At 61.0% G+C, this 18,005-nt stretch carries 7 protein-coding genes and 5 pseudogenes; all 12 read left to right on the plus strand.

The window, feature by feature from the left end:
- A pseudogene (locus HL666_RS33710) lies at positions 1-2,981 on the plus strand (hypothetical protein); the annotation flags it as partial.
- Positions 2,981-6,247, plus strand: a complete 3,267-nt coding sequence (locus HL666_RS33715) for a hypothetical protein (protein ID WP_172185788.1) — start codon at positions 2,981-2,983, stop codon at positions 6,245-6,247. The pseudogene HL666_RS33710 and the gene HL666_RS33715, both read left to right, overlap by 1 nt.
- Positions 6,248-6,264: 17 nt before the next feature.
- The gene (locus HL666_RS33720) at positions 6,265-6,471 is read left to right on the plus strand and encodes a hypothetical protein (RefSeq protein WP_172185790.1); all 207 of its coding nucleotides are present in this window, start codon (positions 6,265-6,267) and stop codon (positions 6,469-6,471) included.
- A gap of 353 nt (positions 6,472-6,824) precedes the next feature.
- Positions 6,825-8,156: a tyrosine-type recombinase/integrase gene (locus tag HL666_RS33725; protein ID WP_172114965.1), complete on the plus strand. Its 1,332-nt coding sequence runs from the start codon at positions 6,825-6,827 to the stop codon at positions 8,154-8,156.
- A gap of 712 nt (positions 8,157-8,868) precedes the next feature.
- A pseudogene (locus HL666_RS33730) lies at positions 8,869-9,189 on the plus strand (DUF736 domain-containing protein).
- A 2,291-nt stretch (positions 9,190-11,480) separates the two neighbouring features.
- Positions 11,481-12,233 (plus strand): YqcI/YcgG family protein, encoded by a 753-nt coding sequence (locus tag HL666_RS33735; protein WP_172114967.1) that lies wholly within the window; start codon positions 11,481-11,483, stop codon positions 12,231-12,233.
- Positions 12,234-12,349: 116 nt separating this feature from the next.
- Positions 12,350-13,600 (plus strand): APC family permease, encoded by a 1,251-nt coding sequence (locus HL666_RS33740; RefSeq protein ID WP_172114970.1) that lies wholly within the window; start codon positions 12,350-12,352, stop codon positions 13,598-13,600.
- Positions 13,597-14,721: a radical SAM protein gene (locus tag HL666_RS33745; protein ID WP_172114972.1), complete on the plus strand. Its 1,125-nt coding sequence runs from the start codon at positions 13,597-13,599 to the stop codon at positions 14,719-14,721. The genes HL666_RS33740 and HL666_RS33745 overlap by 4 nt, the downstream gene beginning before the upstream one ends.
- A 20-nt stretch (positions 14,722-14,741) precedes the next feature.
- Positions 14,742-14,894 (plus strand): transposase, encoded by a 153-nt coding sequence (locus tag HL666_RS34680; RefSeq protein WP_376698650.1) that lies wholly within the window; start codon positions 14,742-14,744, stop codon positions 14,892-14,894.
- A gap of 1,190 nt (positions 14,895-16,084) precedes the next feature.
- Positions 16,085-16,285 (plus strand): annotated as a pseudogene (locus HL666_RS34685) (DNA -binding domain-containing protein); the annotation flags it as partial.
- Between the two features lie 15 nt (positions 16,286-16,300).
- A pseudogene (locus tag HL666_RS33760) lies at positions 16,301-16,813 on the plus strand (S26 family signal peptidase).
- Between the two features lie 739 nt (positions 16,814-17,552).
- Positions 17,553-18,005 (plus strand): annotated as a pseudogene (locus tag HL666_RS33765) (IS110 family transposase); the annotation flags it as partial.

The raw sequence follows: 18,005 nt of genomic DNA on the forward strand, positions 1-18,005 counted from the left end.
CCGAGGGCGCGCTGGGCACGGCGTCGTTCCCGAGCCACGTCGCCACCGGTGGCGCCGACTGCGTCAGTTGCCACAGCAAGGCAGCCTCGGGTGGCTTCACCAGCTGGGGCGGCGCGGCATTCAAGCATGCGGCGACCGACACCAACTGCGCGACCTGCCACAACGGCAAGACGGCGATGGGCATGACGACACCGCCGCACATCCCGACCGGGACCTTGCAGTGCTCGAACTGTCATACCAACACCGCGGCGAGCTTCACGACCTACACGATGAACCACGCCGCAGTGGCGACGGCGCGCTGCGACAGCTGTCACAACGGCTCGTTCACCGGCCAGGGCGCCGAGGGCGCGCTGGGCACGGCGTCGTTCCCGAACCACGTCGCCACCGGCGGCGCCGACTGCGTCAGTTGCCACAGCAAGGCAGCCTCGGGTGGCTTCACCAGCTGGGGCGGCGCGGCATTCAAGCATGCGGCGACCGACACCAACTGCGCGACCTGCCACAACGGCAGGACGGCGATGGGCATGACGACACCGCCGCACATCCCGACCGGGACCTTGCAGTGCTCGAACTGTCATACCAACACCGCGGCGAGCTTCACGACCTACACGATGAACCACGCCGCAGTGGCGACGGCGCGCTGCGACAGCTGTCACAACGGCTCGTTCACCGGCCAGGGCGCCGAGGGCGCGCTGGGCACGGCGTCGTTCCCGAACCACGTCGCCACCGGCGGCGCCGACTGCGTCAGCTGTCACAGCAAGGCAGCCTCGGGCGGCTTCACCAGCTGGGGCGGCGCGGCGTTCACCCACTCCGCGGCCAATACCAATTGCTCCGCCTGCCACAATGGTTCGAGCGCGAAGGGCTTGACCACCCCGCCGCATATTCCGGTGACGGGCGTGCAGTGCTCGAACTGCCACAGCAACACCGCGGCGAGCTTCGCGACCTACACAATGAGTCATACTGCCGTGCATGCCACGCGCTGCGACAGCTGTCACAACGGCTCGTATCGCAGCCAGGGCCGCAGAGGGGCGCAGGGGCCGGATCACAGCGCCAAGACGCAGGATTGCGGCTGCTGCCACGTGCGTGCCGCTGCCAACTTCTCCACCTGGGACGACGATCCGCAAAAGCCGGCAGCAGGCTGCTCCACCACGGCGCGATCGGTGGTTCCGGCCCAGGCGCCGGCCGTCAAGGCGGTCACGCCGGCCTCGACCGCCAACCGCACCATGACCGCGGCGACGACGCCCGATGGAGCCCCGGGTACGAGCGCCGCCCCGGCGGCATCTCAGTCCGCTGCCGCGGCCGGCGCTGCCGCCAAGCCTGCGCCATCCAGCTCGACGCTCCTGTTCAGCAGCAAGCCGCTGGCGAATATGCCAGCGACGTCGACGGCTGCGACAGCGGGTTCTGAAGCAGGGGTCTCCGCTGCCGCGCCGGGTTCTCCCAAGCCCGACGGTTCAGCCAAAGCTGCCGGCACGGCGGCATCCGTGCCGCAGCCGCCGAACTCGTTGCCGCAAATGACGTCAGCCCCATCAGCGCTCGTGCCAAACGATGTGCGCAGCAAGCTCGCGCCTTCGATCGGTGCTGCCGGCGCCGACTCCCCGGAAGTGAAGAATGCCGGTCGGCCTCCGTCGCTGCTGCCGACGTTCAATCCAAGGGCAGGGCTTGCCGGATCGAGCACCACGGAGGCCGGCTCCAGATTCAATCATATGACCGCGCAGGGACCATGCGCCTCCTGCCATAACGGCATGAGCGCTCCTGGAAAGCCGCCGAAGCACGTCGCGACGAATGCGCCGTGCGAGACCTGCCACAAGAGCACGACGACGTTCGGCGGCGCGCGTTTCAGCCATACCGGAACGACGGCGGCCTGCGCGAGCTGCCACAACGGCATGGCCGCGAGCGGCAAGCCGCCGAAGCACGTCGCGACGAACGCGCCATGCGAGACCTGCCACAAGAGCACGACGACGTTCGGCGGCGCGCGTTTCAGCCATACCGGAACGACGGCGGCCTGCGCGAGCTGCCACAACGGCATGGCCGCGAGCGGCAAGCCGCCGAAGCACGTCGCGACCAGCGCACCGTGCGAGACCTGCCACAAGAGCACGACGACGTTCGGCGGCGCGCGCTTCAGCCACACCGGGACTGCGGCGGCCTGCGCGAGCTGCCAGAACGGGATGGCCGCGAGCGGCAAGCCGCCGAAGCACGTCGCGACGAATGCGCCGTGCGAGACCTGCCACAAGAGCACGACGACGTTCGGCGGCGCGCGCTTCCGCCACACCGGGACTGCGGCGGCCTGCGCGAGCTGCCACAACGGGATGGCCGCGAGCGGCAAGCCGCCGAAGCACGTCGCGACGAATGCGCCATGCGAGACCTGCCACAAGAGCACGACGACCTTCAGTGGCGCGCGTTTCAGCCACACCGGGACGATGGCGGCTTGCGCCACCTGCCACAACGGATCATCGGCCGGCGGCAAGCCGCAGAAGCACGTGGTCACCAGCGCGCCATGCGAAAGCTGCCACAAGAACACCGTGTCGTTCTCGGGCGCGCGGATGGATCACGCCAGCCTGACGGCGCCGTGCGCCAGCTGTCACAACGGCTCCAACGCCACCGGCAAGTCGCAGAAGCACTTCGTGACCAACGTCCCTTGCGAGAGTTGCCACCGGACGGTCAGCTGGAGCTCGGTGAACTACCGGCATATGTCGGCAAGCTATCCGAACCATAGCGCGGCGATCGGCTGCACCGCCTGCCACAGCGGCAACTCGCAAGCCGTCCCCTTCAAGTTCGCGGCCTACAGACCCGACTGCGCCGCCTGCCACGCGAATGATTTCCGGCCGCAGCAGCACGCCAAGCTCTTGAAGCCGGCACCGATGAACTACACCGTCGCCGAGCTCAAGGACTGCACCGGCGCGTGTCATATCTATGCTGACAAGTCGCAGACCACCATCATCACCCGCCGCCAGCGGCAGCACCGGGTCAATGGAGGCGGCTGGTGATGCGCGGTCGCTCCGGACAAGTCGCGGCAGCGAGGTCGGCGGGATGGCGGATCAGTCTGCTGTCCGTCCTGCTCGCAATCCTGCTCGATGGCGCCTTCGGCGTTGCACCGGCCCAGCCGGTCATCGATCAGTTCGTCGCCGGCGCGAACGCCACCACGGTCGGAAACTGCAGCCTACTGCGGGTCAATTTTCACGTTCGCGTCCGCTACACCGGGCATTTCCCGCTCGATCAGGGCAGCCAGCTCAGCGTCTCGCTGCAATTGGTCGATCGCGACGCCATCATGGCGCGGCGCCTGGTCAGGCGCGAAGGCGTGCGTGTCGACAATGCTCAGGGCTCCGGCATCCAGGACGTCTATCTGACGCTCGATCAGAACCGAGGACCGATCCTCGTCGTCCAGTTCGGCGGCGAGTTCACCTACCAGATCGTGCAATCCGGCAGCTTCGAGCAGGTGGCGATCGTCATGGCTCGAAAGGGCCCGGTGTCGGCCTGCAAGGTGAAGGCCCTGGTGCCGAGTGTGGCCGCTCCGGAGGCCCTGAAGCCGGCCGCGCTCCCCGGTGCGGCGGCGTCGGTTCGCAACGACAATCGCACCATGCAGCAGCCGTCCGCGGCAGACATCCGGTTTGCGGAGGCCTCGATGGACGAGGCGCGCGCAGCGATCAAGAAGGGCAGTTTCAGCACGGCGATCGATCTCCTGCGGAAAGTGCTGAAACTCCCCGAGAACGGCTCGAGCGCCGAGGCGCAGGAGCTGCTTGGTGTGGTGCGCCAGAAGGCTGGCCAGACCGCTGCCGCGCAGGCGGAGTATGAAGACTATCTGCGCCGCTATCCGAGCGGCGAGGGCGCCGAGCGGGTGAGGCAGCGGCTCGCTGCGCTTCTCACCGCGACCAGCAGCGCACCGGCGCGGCCGCGCGAGATGTCTTCTGTCACGCCCGAGGGCGGAGACATGGGGACAGGCATGCCGACCAGGGCGGCAGGGCCGAACGGCGACACCCGCTGGTCGATGTCGGGCAGCCTCTCGACCACCTTCATCACCAACGACACGACCAGCGCCGTCAAGGACAGGGCGATTGCGCCGAACCCGAATGCCGATCCCGACGCGCACCGGGTGCATCAGAACACGCTGCTGACCAATTTCGACTTTCTCGGCACCGCCGACAATGACCGCATCAGGACCAAGTTCAGGCTGGCCTTCACCCATGAGCGCCAGTTCGATACAGGAAACGACAAGTACGGCGTCTCGACCGCGCAGGTCGACTACACGCTGAAGGAAGCCGACGTGACGTTGCGTGTCGGACGGCAGTCCCGCAACACAGGCGGCGTGATCGGCCGTTTCGATGGCGCGGTGCTGAGCTGGCAGAAGAGCCCGGGGCTGCGCCTGAACGTGCTCGCGGGTTCGCCGAATTGGAGCCGCTTCGACGCACCGTTCAAGGACGGCAAGACGCTCTATGGCGCAAGCATCGACTTCGGCAAGATCCTGGGCGGGCTCGAAACCACCGTCTACCTGATCACGCAATACGACCGCAACATCGTCGACCGCCAGGCCGTCGGCGCGGAATTCCGCTATTTCGACACCAACAAGTCGCTGCTCGGCCTGATCGACTACGACACGCATTTCCGCGCGCTCAATGCCGCCGTGTTCTCGGGAACTTATACGTTCGAGGACAAGTCGGTCGTCAACGCCTCGTTCGATTATCGAAGAGTGCCATTTCTCTCGACCTGGAATGCGTTGCAGGGGCAGCCGTTCCTCACCCTCTACGACATGATGAAGTTCAACACCGCAGCCGAGATCAGGCAGCTCGCGATCGATCGCACGCCGACGTTCCAGTCGGCGATGGTGAGCTATTCGCGCCCCCTGAACGAGACCTGGCAGGTCGCCGCCGATGCCACGGTGACCAATCTGACCGGCACACTGCCGTCCGGCGGCGTCGATGGCACCCCGGCGAGCGGTCTCGAATATTATCTGTCGGCTCAGCTGACCGGAAACGGCATCATCAAGCCGGGCGATCTGTTCATGGGCGCGCTGCGCTACGCCAGCCTGGCGGATTCGAAGTTCTACGTGCTCGATCTCGCCACGCGCTATCCGATCACGCCCGATCTCGCCATCAGCCCGCGGCTGCGGGCGGGGTACAGGTCCGGGACGAAGACCGACTTGAAGGAGTACACGATCCTGCCGTCGCTGCTGGTCAGCTATCTCTGGTCGAAGGAGATCAGCCTGGAAACGGAGATCGGGTACCGGTTCGTCGACAGCACGCTGGCCGACGTCAAGACGACGACCAAGGATCTGTTCGCGACGGTCACGTTGCGGCGCGATTTCAACGCCGACGGCGTCACGAAATGCAACGCCTCGATCGTCAGCTGCGCGTGGGCCAGGCCTGCGGCGCTGCAAGGCGGCCAGGGGGCGGGCTCGGGCGATATGCCGCTGCAATCGCGCACGTCGATCATGCCGTCCTATATGCTGGAAACCGGCGTTCGCTACTGGTTCAGCTCGGGCCAGAATCGCTATCGTTATTTCGCCGACCAGGCCGCCACGCAGCAGGTCTCCCGGCTCGCCTATGGCGGCATGACCGGGCATAGCGGCGAGATGTTCTTCAGGGTCGATGCGCTCGACGGCCCGTTCACCAACATGTTTCTGAAGGGCTATATCGGGGCGGGCAAGATCAGCTCGGGCACGCTCGTCGACGAGGACTTCGCGCCCTTCGTCAATCCATCATCCAAGACCGTCAGCAATGTCGGCGGGCGGCTGCAATACGCAAATCTCGATGTCGGATTCAACCTGCTGGAAACCGACCGCTTCCGGTTTGGCGCCTTCGTCGGCTATCAGTATTGGACGGAAACCGTCGACGCGCGAGGCTGCACGCAGGTGGGCGGCAATCCGGTGATCTGCAGTCCTGCGCTGGGTGCTGGCGTCAAGGTGGTGACCGAGCAGGACCGGTGGCACAGCGGACGGGCGGGTGTCACACTCGACACGCGGCTGTCGGATCGGCTGAACTGGCAGGTGGAGGCCGCTTATGTCTGGACCTCGCAGAACGCGATCGACACGCACTATTTCACGTTCGGTCGCGATCCTGCGTCTGGACAAGGAACCGGCTTCCAGGCCGAGACCGTCCTGAACTATCAGCTGACCGACAACTTCCGGATCGGCATCGGTGGGCGTTGGTGGCACCTCAGCACCAATGCCGTCGACTCGTTCAATCAGGTCCTGAGATACACGACGGAGCGCTACGGCGTGTTCGTCCAGGGCTCATACCAGTTCAACCGCGCAAGATAGCAGGCGGGGCGTCGATCATGGATTACGAGGTGCGGCCGTCCGGCTTCTTCCCCGAATATGACGTGATGTTCCACGATGCACTCGATCGGCTGCATCAGGAGCGGCGTTATGGTGCCGCACGCGATCTGGCATTCGGGCGAGGGCAAGCGCGAGGTCGTGATCTGGTGCCCGAACGACCCTCTGAGCATGAGCCAGTCGCCGAAGGGCGTGCCCAGGAAGAATAGACGCCCATCGCTAGGGAATGAGTTGTCCAAGACGCTGAGATGTCTGATCTAATGGTGGGCGCACAAGGGATCGAACCTTGGACCTCTCCCGTGTGAACCACAATCCCTAGACCACGGCCAGCCTATTCCCGCCACACTCTAAAACTAAAAATGTACGTAACAGCAATGGCTTGTGTCCGTTTTGACCGCAACAGGCCATAGCGCACCTTACTGCATTTTGTGTGCCCCTGTTGTGCCCCCGACGGATTTTCCCCGGGGGCACACAAAAGAGGGAGAGTTTCAGACCCGGTTTGTTCTGGGGCTGTTTCGGCTTCGTCGCGGGGCACACGCGGAACATGGAAAGGACCGAGTTGATGGCGAAAGCAGCGAACCAGCTAACACTCACGGATGCTCTCATTCGCACCGCCTCGTTGCCGCCGGACAAGGCGCAGCATTATCTCCACGACGATAAGCTGCCCGGTCTCGCCCTGCGTATGCGCGCCACCGGCGCCCGAACCTGGGTGTATCTTTTCACCAAGCCGGGTGTGAGGGGGACGCAGCGCAAGACGCTCGGCCCGTGGCCCAAGTTCAATGAGAAGGCCGCGCGCAAGGCGGCGACGATCGCCGCGGGCGAAGTGATCCGCGGCCTCGACCCGAACGACGATAAGCGAGAGGCAAGGCGGCTGCAGGCGGCTGAGAAGCAGCGGACCACTCTGGCAAACCTGATCGTCGAAGACGGACCCTACGAGACATCGTTGACAGGGCGGCAGGTCGTCAATTGGAGGCCGGCGATGTCCGCATTGAGGCGTGGGCTCAAGGATCATGTCGAGGGCAGCGCCGCGGATCTCACGCGCCGGAACATCATGGCGGCTGTCGACAAGATCGCTAAGACCGGGAAGCGTGGGGCCGCCAAGGACTTCCGTAAGCACGTGCACACCTTCCTCGAATGGTGCGTCGGCGAAGGCTATGTCGAACACAATGTGCTGGCCGGCTATCGCGCGCCGAAGGAAACGCGGGCGCAGCGGGTCGGGCGGCGAATGAAGGGGCGAGCTCTGACCGATGCCGAGATCGTCAAGGTCTGGCAAGCATGCGGCAAGCTCGGGATCTTTGGACTCCTGACGCGCATGTGCCTCCTCGGCGGCGCACGTCGCAGCGAGCCAACGATGATCGAATGGAAGCGTCACGTCATGCAGGACCGCATCACTTTCGATGGCGCCTGGACGAAGATGGGTCTGCACCACGACGTGCCGCGCACTCATCTCGTCGACGACGTGCTGGCGGCTGCCAAGCACTTTCAGAGGGCAACCTCGGACTACGTGTTTCCCTCGCCGAAGACTGGCGGGCAGATGTCGGGCTTCACCAAGATGGTGAAGCGCCTCGTCAAGGAAGCTCAAGTGGATAAATTCACCATGCATGACCTGAGACGCAGCCTGCGCACCATCATGTCACGCTGTGGCTACGACAACGAGATCCAGCGTCTCTGCGTCGGGCAGAAGCCGGGTGGCATCGACCAGGTGTACAATCACGATGAGCAGTGGATCATCCGCAAGATGGCCTTCGAAGCGGCCCACGATTACATCGCTGAACTGGTTGGCGCGGAGCGTACCGGTAAGGTCGTACGTCTGCAGCGGACGAATCCGCTCGATCCCATCAAGGCTGAGCTGCTTGGCCGTCTTCGTGAGCATTTTGCGGCTGGGGGTGTGTAGCCTCCGTGCGGCCGGATAGATACTCGCGCACCGCATCGACCCGATAAAGCGGACGACCGTCGACGTAACGCCATTTGAGCGGATGATCCGGATTGCGCCGCCACTGTTCCAGTGCGCCTGGGGTACGCCGAATGACCGCCGCCGCCTCGAGCGCGGTCAGGTTCGAGCTCCCCGGTAAGGCGTCGATGTCGAATCGGGCCGGCGGGGGAACGCCACGGTTCCTGCGCGGCCGCTTGGCGGTGGTCGCGCTTTGATCGGGGCTCGTCGATCCAGTTGCCTCGACGGGGGTCATACCGGTTCTGCCGCCCATACCAGTTTCCACGGTTGCGTTGCGGCCGATAGGATCGCAAGCGGCTTGGAGAGCATAGAAGCGCGCGCTTGTCGTAGGGCTGGCGGCGGCCTTGGCGTGCAAAAGGATGGATTGAGATGGCCAGTGCGTGCATCAACCAGCGCAGGAAGGGTTCAGCAGACTAGATCGTACGGTTAGCTCGCTGCTGCGGTCAGGAACGAGACTGTGGAACATGACAGGCCGGCTGACTACGAATCTGAGGGCCCTGGGCTGAAGCCCATTCCTCGCGGGACAAGAAAGTTGTCCGGCGCCGTCCTCCGCTGCCGCTTCGGTACTTGCGGGTGCGCCGTCGTTCGCCATTCGCCCGAGATGCGCCATCGAGGCCGCGGTGGTCGCGGCCCGAAACAGCCAAGGAGAGACAACATGGCTTCCATCGGTTCCTTCAAGAAGGTCGGCGACGATTTCCAGGGCGAGATCATCACCCTGAGCCTCAAGGCCAAGGGCGTTCGCATCTGACCCGAAGCCAACCGCTCCAGCGAGAACGCGCCCAGCCACCGGGTCTACGCTGGCCGGGTCGAAATCGGCGCCGCCTGGGCCCGCCGCTCCGAAGAGGGACGCGACTATCTCTCGCTCAAGCTCGACGACCCGTCCTTCAACGCCCCGATCTACGCCAACCTGTTCGACGATGAGGGCGGCGAAGGCTACACGCTCCTCTGGTCGCGGCCGCGAAAGATGGCGGAGTGAGGTGGCGATAGCGCGGGCGGGGCGCGATCGATCCGTGTCCGAACTAGCTTCGCATAGTTCTCAAGGCTCGATCTGACCCCAATTGGGTGAATGCCAATATTCGAAAACGGTCCATGAGCAGATGTCACGAGCTTTGATAGGAATGTCCGCTAGGGGCCAACAAGCGACCTTCCCTGCTTGGCCTGATATCAAAGAGGCGCCAACTGAGGCGGTAACCTTTTAGAGGGTTGCAGATGACTATCGGATTGAAAGATTTGAAAAGCGAGTTGGATACGGTGGGCTCCGGGCGACGCAACAGTCCGTGCTCAGCCCCGCTCGCCATGCGGGCGCACATATTGTCGTCAGGACCCGGGACAACACAGGCACTCACGCGCACGACCGCGCTGCCGGCGCCGACATGCGGGGCGCCGGACACCCAGCCTACCAGCCGGACGAAGTGACGCTAAGATGCGTGCTCGTTCTACACCCACAGGAGGCGTCGTTGACGGGGCAGTGGAGAAGGTAGCAAAGCTGCATCTTGGTCTTGGAGATGCGAAGGTGTCGCGCTTGCGTCAAGCTGCGGCTATCGTCGCTGTATGTCCTGCTCAGCGACAATTATGCCTGGTCGTTCACAAGAAGCGGTTTCTGCTGTCCGGAGAGAAACGGCTCGGGTTGCAGAGGCGGCTCTAAACGGGCCCTCCGCAGACGAACGCCGATGACAGTGCCGCTGCTTACGAATCATCGCGGTCCGCTGGACTCTATGTCGAGTCAGATACCCATGGTGGCGCTTCCGCATCCTGGCTGCAGTACATGATTTCACCTGCGAGTGCCTTCTCGTGGCTGACACCCTAATCGACGCCCGCATCGCTCGGGAGCTAGATGGTTGCGGCCCAGCACGGCAAGCCCGGGATAAAGTTGAATGACAACGGCAGCGAACTCACCAGGAATGCCGTCCTGACATGGACGATCAGAACCGCTTGCCTGACACCTGCATGGCGTGCCAGCAACCCCGATTAGAATTCCTTCATCAAGAGCTTTAACGGCTGCCCGCGGCAAGAAATGCTGCACGAATTGCCGTTCGCCTCACTTGCTCAGGCCGGTATCGCGTTTGCTGGCCAAGCCGACTGTATCAACGTTCGGCGGAAATCGCAGATCGGGTGGAATACGGCCTCCGACCTCGCCGTCACATGCAATCCGCCTCTGTGTCCATGACGGCGCGCCAGCCGCCGTCGCCCGAATGGGCATCTAGGGCCCCAACGAGCTCTGACCTGGACAGCGCTTGGGGGAACTAATCATTTGATCCCCATCCACTCGCCGACTGGAGAGTATGCCACGTTAACGGGGGGGCGCGCTTTCCAGTCTTGCGCCATTTCGCTGTTTCGACGACATAGGCCATCCGGCCTCGCAGCTCGGGCGAACAAATTGGCACAATGTCGCCAGTGTTGTCGCGATTGTCTAAAATGGCAAACCAGGGGTCGTACATTCATATATGACCTCGTACCGATCAAAAGAGACGAAGCAACGGACATTGCAGCTCGGTCAGTTCCCGCAAACGACGACGTCTGACGAGCCATCGCATTCGCCCATGGATAAATTGGCAGCCATGTGTTGTCGAGGACGTCGGGAAATCCTCGCCGCCGACAGACGACAGTTGAATCATCGCGACTGGCGCAATCCTTGCTGTGGTAATTCATGAACATGGTTCCTCCACTCGAAAGTCACGATAATGATGCTTGCAGCCGACACTAATGGACACCGCCTCACTCCAAGACAGTTCATTCAGTCTGAGCCAATCGAGCGCCACCAGGATCTCACTTGGTGAGCTGCCCGTGGTCATTTGCAACAACATCCGTCTTCAAGGTCAGCTACGGCTGCTCTCCTGGAGGAATATGGAATATCCAACGAATACCGCGCGCCTCGCTAGGTGAAGTAAACTCTAGCGTGCTGGCCCCTGCAGTTGGATAGGTCATCGCGCGCCGACCAGAAAAACGCGGGGCAAGCTTGCGTTCGCTTCTATGGAGCAGTGGTTTGAACGCAGTGTCCCCCGCGGACCTCAAACGTCGAAGTGTTGGACAATCCATAGGGTAGTCAGAGTGAGTCTATTATCAGAGCGCAGCTTATGATCTGGCGCGTCTTTTGCTGGGCTACTTCCAAAATGCTGTCTGCCGAGAGAGGAGAAATTGTCCATGATAAAGCCACCCAACATCGGCTGCGGATACTGAGCTTCCCGGGACGGAGGAGCGCCTTTCGCGTTCTAGTGTACCCCTCCGCCAAATTCCTCAATGTGTCTTCGTCGAGACGAAAGAAACAGCATGCTGATCGACCAGGATGAAGTTGCCAACCTCACTGACAAGTTCCTGTGGGGCCAGGCAGTGACCTCGTACATTTTGTCAAAGTTTGAAGGCGAAGCGGGAACCCGCACCAGATTTCCGTGCGTCTTCGCGCAGAGAGTGGTCAAGCAGGGCAATCTTCGTTTCCTGCTCGTTCCATACGCCCTCGAAGACCGAAAGTACGAGCTGGACTATCTTGCTCGTGGCTTGCGCACGTACATTGAGCAGATCAATGTCGACGCTCTCAGAATCTGCAGCCACCGTCCGCTACTCGTGCTCTTTGAGCCGGTCTCCGCGCTATCGACGAGGGAACAATTCAATCATGTATTCATCGAAGCGATGCAATATCTGCTCGATCAAGATCAGAGACCGTGGCCCGCGCACGTTTCCCAAGATCCTGCGCACCGCACGTGGACGATGTGCTATCACGACTGTGAGCTGTTTGTGAACGTAAGTCATCCAGCACACGTTCTGCGCAAGAGCAGAAACATGGGGGCGGGTCTCGCCTTCGTTATCAATCCTCGCAAGATTTTTGACATCGCAGCTCCGGCCAATCGGTGGGGTGAAGCCGTAACCGCAAAAATCAGACGAAACGTTGACAAATACGACGACATCCCACACAGCCCGTTGCTTGGTTCATACCTTCATGGAAAAGCGCAGTGGCCGCAATATATGATTCCCGATAACAACGAGGAGGCGCCCCTGCCGTGTCATCTGCGCTTCGACCGATTGTAGGCACAATTCGATGTGTCGTTGTCCAGATCGTATGGGAGTTCTATCGGTATTAGTCTAATGCGAGGGCGTGGTGATCGTGATCGGCGGCGATGCTCTCGGTTCCGAGGCTTTATGTGATGGATGAAATTCAGAGGAAGCTCGAGGGGCACCTGGGACTGCTCTCGGGTATGTTGCTAATCGTGGCGGTGAATCTCGGATCCGGAATTCTTGTGATCCCGGGACTTGTGTTCGAAAAGCTCGGTAACGACGCTATATTTGCGTGGTTAGCCTGTTCGGTACTCTCTGCGCCAATTCTAGTAACAATGGCTATTCTAGGTAGTGCATATCCGAGCACAGGTGGGGCAGCGTACTACGCCAACCTTGCATTTGGCCGATACCTAGAGTCGCTAGTCGGGCTTCTCGTTCTTGGGGCGACGGCTTTAGGCTTGCCGGCGCTCGCTATTGTGGGCGCGACTAACCTAAAAATCGCGACCAGCTCCGAATTGGATATCCATTGCCTAGCCGTGATCGTCATTTTGCTTGCAGCCTGGTTTGCTCTGTCCGGCAGCAAGACGCTCTCTGGTAGCGTTAGGTTCGTTAGTGGCGCGTCAATATCACTCTTAGTAGGAGTGCTCGGTGTCCTCCTAACGCTAGCAGTGCGAACTAACGGTGTCCGAGTCGAGTTCCCAAAAAATGTTTTAGCGATCGCTGGGCAAATCCCATTGATCTTCTTCTCTTTTGCAGGATGGGAGATCGCGTGCAACTTGTCTGTGGATTTTCGTGACCCGAGGAGGGCGTTTGGCCTGGCAATGATCTTGGCGTTCATCCTGGTCTGCAGCGTTTACCTCGGTAGCGCAGCGCTGGTACATATCTCCGGCATCAAATCAAATTTTGATACACCTGTTCTTCAAGCCGCGGTGCAAGTCGCGCCAACGGCTCCTGACTGGCTTGTTCCAGTGCTTGGTACGCTGGTGATCGTGGCCAATCTCTTCGGATCTGTTGTGGCCGTATCGCGGCTTATTCTTTACCTTTCCGGGCAGGGCATTCTTCCAGCCGGTCTCGGTTATTTGCGTGATGGCGCTCCTCGCAACAGTGTATTTCTCGTGATGGGGTGCCTGATCACGGTCGTGATGGCCGATCAGCTTCGGTTGCTAAGGATCGAAACGATGTTCGGCATGGCCGGAATGAACTTTCTTGCCATTTACATCATTTCTGCGATAGCGCTGGCTAAGCTGCGGCGGGGACTAGTGTCGTGGCTCCTTGCCGGATCGATAGTGGTGCTGTCTGCGCCGATCATGCTTAATGCCACGTCTTCGCTCATTTACTTGGCATCTACTGCCCTCCTTGCCAGTTCTGCGAACCGAAACAATCGAATGAGATTGTTATGACCCAGCTTCAGATCAATAAGATGTTCAGTGCCATCTCTATGAAAGAGGGGCTCCGACCTGTAAAAGTCACGCCGTTCTATGAGAGAAAACTCAATGAAGAAGTTGCCGCGCTGGGCAATTATTTGGGACCTCTTCACCGACTGGCCTTTCCAACGCAGGAGAGGGTGTCATTGAGAGCACCTAATGAGGTTAAGGACTTTGTTGACGACAGATCGAATGCGCGTGGATGCACAAACAAGACATCGATAGTGCGAAAGTACGCAGATCGCGCGCTATTTCTAACAACCTCAGACTGCTTTGGGCACTGTCAGTATTGCTTTCGCACCGACGTGCTTGGCGAGAACGCGTCAATTGACGAAAAAGGCGGACAAGATGCAGAACTGGAGCAGCTGGTTGAGTACCTTCGCAGTCAGCCAGAAGTCACTGAGGTGATCTTGTCTGGTGGAGATCCGCTGATTCTTCCAGCATCGAGGCTGGATGCAATGATTGAGCGAATTCGATCGGTGCCATCCGTTAAGTCGATCCGAATTCACACAAGGGCTATCGTGTATGAGCCAAAGGCGTTCACTGCGGAGAAGATCGATATTCTTGCGAAATACAACCTTCGAGTTATCTTTCATATCGTGCACCCTTACGAGATTTGCGAGGAGGTCGCCGAAAAGATCGCCGAGCTTCAAAGGCGAAAAATCAGGCTCTACAATCAATTTCCGCTATTGCGTAACACCAATGATCATCAATTAGTACTTCATCGTCTGCTCGAAAGACTGGACGTGATGGGCGTGCGCAATTTATCAATATTTATTCCAGATCCGATCAACTTCTCCGCGGCGTTCCGCGTGCGTTTGAGCCGCGTCTGGCATATTGCGGATCAACTTAATCTGTTCTCACCGAGCTGGATCAACTCGACTCGCTTCGTCTTGGACTCTCCTTTTGGGAAGGTGAGGAGAGAACAATATTCCGAGACGAACAGCGAGACCGATGTCGTTGTCTTCTTGCGTGAGGGATGTTCAATTCCGTTTCCAGACTTCCCTGAGCATCTTGACGTAACAGGAGATCTTGAACTCATGTTGTGGAGAGAAAATAGAAGAGGCGTTCATCGCAGCGCGCCGGGCGAGGATTGATCGTCAGCGTAACCTACGTGGTGACCATCGACGATCCAGACCGTTTCCAGAGATCTCGCAATGTCGGCGCGCATCTGGGACTCACTCCGACCAAATATGCGTCCGGCGAAGTCGATCGAAACGGCAATACCTCGAAGTGTGGCGATGCCACGCTCCGCGCCAATTTATACTAGGCCGCGCTGGCTCTACTGACCCGGACCCCGAAGTGGTCGACGCTACGGGCGTGGGGAATGGCGGTGGCAAAGCGACGTGGTTTGAGGCGCGCCGTCGTTGCGGTATCGCGGAAGCTGGCTATCGTGCTCCATCGTATTTGGGTCGATGGAACCGTATTCCAGTGGTCTCGGGAGACCGCTGCCGGCTAAGAGGAAGCCAAATGAGTTTCCGCCAGTCCTTGACACGGCGGGAAGGTGTCCGCGAGGACGAGGTCGAGAGGACTGCGCTGCAATCTTTGTGTTCCAACACGCTGCAGTAGATCGCAGCTCTCGCCTCATCGAACCATCGTCTTGGGGCGGCAAGCAAGCCGACCTCGTAGGCAAGAGCGAGCCTTGCGTGCGTCAGGTCGATCTCTCTTCCAGTACATTCCCATCACGGACACAAAGCCATCGATCTGGTCTAGAACTCCGATCAAATAGCGACCATTGCGGATCTCGCTCGGCGGTCATGAAGGAAACTATTCTATGTCCATTTAAAAGACCGATCGTTAACTCGGGTAGCTGTCCAGACAGCTGAAGTTCGATCGCCTTGGTATCCTTGAGGCCGAAAAAGATCGGCTCCCAAAGGACGTCGTCGCTCGAACTTCCGCACAGGATAGAGTTGTCCCGTTCAATCCTCCAACTTCACTGGATCATGGCGCCAAACTCGCCGCCCGGGTTGTGTGGTTCGCCGCTTCTATGTGTCCGCTCGGGGATTCGCCGAACTCGAGAAAGATCGCCGAGCCGTACGCGAACATTCATCGCGCGGACCGTCCAGGCTTTGCTTGGGAGAGTGTGCGCCGATCGTCGAACTTGTGCGCGGTTCTCAGCGATTGCTCATCCCTATCGCAGTGCGCCTGCCAACTTCCGCAAGCATTGGGGGTTGATATTTCGCAGCTGATCCCGCGCTGCTTTTCGATGCCCAGCCTGTATTCTGGGCGCCTGAAGAGTTGTCGAGTGTGTTGGCGCTTGTCGCGCTCGGCACGCGCGTGCCGGTCGTCGCGCCGATCGTAAAGCTCCCTTCGTTCGCGCCGGATCAGCTCCGACGGGCGACAGACGGCTGGCATGTCGTCGCTCGAATCGGCACGAGCCAGCACCGCGTGTGGCTGCGAAGGAAGCCGCTGAGCACTGTGTCCTACGCGGTGCTCTTGCCGTATGACGGCGACTTCAAGATGCGCCACGATGCCGCCGACCGTCTCTGGCGTGCCCTGCGGGCGCAGCCGCTTGGACCCGCCTCCGACGGCCTGACGGAGCAGCGCCGAACGCGCCTGGTGCCGATCTTGCGCGCGCTCGACGGTTGGCAGCAGGGCAATAGTCATCGAACGATTGCAGAAGTGCTGTTTGGGGCTCCGGCACCGCGCCTGGCTGCATCGCCGGAGCATCACGCCATGAGACGGCGCTTGGCCATCGCCCTGGCGATGCTCTCCGGTGATGCGTTTCCGCTCGGAACGATTGCGCTTGATCCGCGGCCGCACTTGACCTGGAATGCCTCCGAGAGCGTGCCCGTTGGGCTCTACGCGGTACAGCCGGTCAGCGACTGGTACGTCACTGAGTTGGTCGTTGTAAGGCCTCAACAGCAGCTAGCGGCGCTGCTCGCTGCCGGCGGCTACTTGCCGGTCGGCGTGCCGATGCTGAAGCGGATCCTTGCCCTTCCCGGCCAAACCGTCTGTCGCCGCGAGCTCGCAATCAGTGTGGATGATGTCGAGGTAGGAGCCGCGCAACAGACCGATCGCCGGGGCTATCCGCTGCCGGATTGGCAGGGCTGCCGCATCGTCGGCGACGGGCAGATCTTCCTGATGAACTGGTAATCGGATGTCTCGCTGGATGGCCGATATTTCGGTTTGACGGCGATGTCGGATGTCATCGGACGCGCAGTCCGGATGTGGACCAGGGAGCCGTGATGATGCGCTCGGTCTGCACTCGGCCTACAAGGCAGCTGCCTGAGCTCGTCGAATTCTGCTGCGGCTCAGGCGCCCTTAGCGGCGCTGCTAACACCAGTGTTAGCACTAGTGCTAACGCCAATGTCGTCGTCCTCGCTGGCGGGATTGAGACCGCCAGATGCCAGCTCACGGTGGACCGATCTCTGCGGCCGCCGGTGCAGTGGACCTACTTTGCAACGCACATCGCGCCAAGGTCCGTCGTGGGACTCGGCTGCAGAAATGGTCCTTGTTCGACTGCGGAACATTGCAGGTTTGGGCGCCGTCTCTGTCGCGAATATGCCGCTCAGCAAGTGTCTTCGATATGGCCTCACGCGCTCCGTTCGTCGGCTCGAATGCTGCGAGTTCTGCCAGTATTCTGCGGATTCCGGAGCGATTCTCCCGCCAAATGGAAGCCGTTCATCGACATCTCCGATGTGCGTCGGCCGATGATCCGGGCCCGACATTATACGAACCGCTCGGCCCATACCGTGAGCCATTGACGGTCGCTCGTGTTCTCGACCTGTTTAAAAATCGCCGTTTCTTCTCGGGAGTATCCGAGAGCGACACGAGGCGCGAACGCACGAACTAATGGGACCGGAAGGGCACGATCGGAGCTGGGCGATTTTCTAGTGCCGTACGTAATCGGCCTGACCGTCCGTCTGCTGACGCTGCAGCGGCGGCTGTGCAGAATAAGCGCTCTCACCAACACAGGAGGCGCGCCATGGAGTTCTTCTGCGGACTGGATGTCGGCATGGATCAGACCGCGATTGTGTGGTCGACGACAAGGGCGAAGTGCTGCTGGAGGTCGCGGCGATGACCGACCCGGACGCGATCAAGGGCGCACTGTCGCCGTATCTCGGCCGCTTAAAGCGGGTCGGCCACGAGGCCGGCGCGCTGTCGCCGTGGCTGCATGGCGAATTGCTCCGTCTCGGCCTGCCGGCGATCTGTCTGGAGACCCAGCACGTGCGCGCCGCGCTGCATGCGCAGCGCAACAAGACCGACCGTGCGGACGCGCTCGGTATCGCGCACATCATGCGCACCGGCTGGTTCCGGCGCGCCCACATCAAGGCCGCGCCGTGTTATCGGCTGCGCCTGCTGCTGACGCATCGCCGCAATCTCAAGCGCAAATTCCTCGATCTCGAGAACGCGATCCGGCACTCCTTGAAGGCGTTCG

Origin of the sequence: Bradyrhizobium aeschynomenes, from assembly GCF_013178945.1 — a bacterium.
Lineage (GTDB): Bacteria > Pseudomonadota > Alphaproteobacteria > Rhizobiales > Xanthobacteraceae > Bradyrhizobium > Bradyrhizobium aeschynomenes.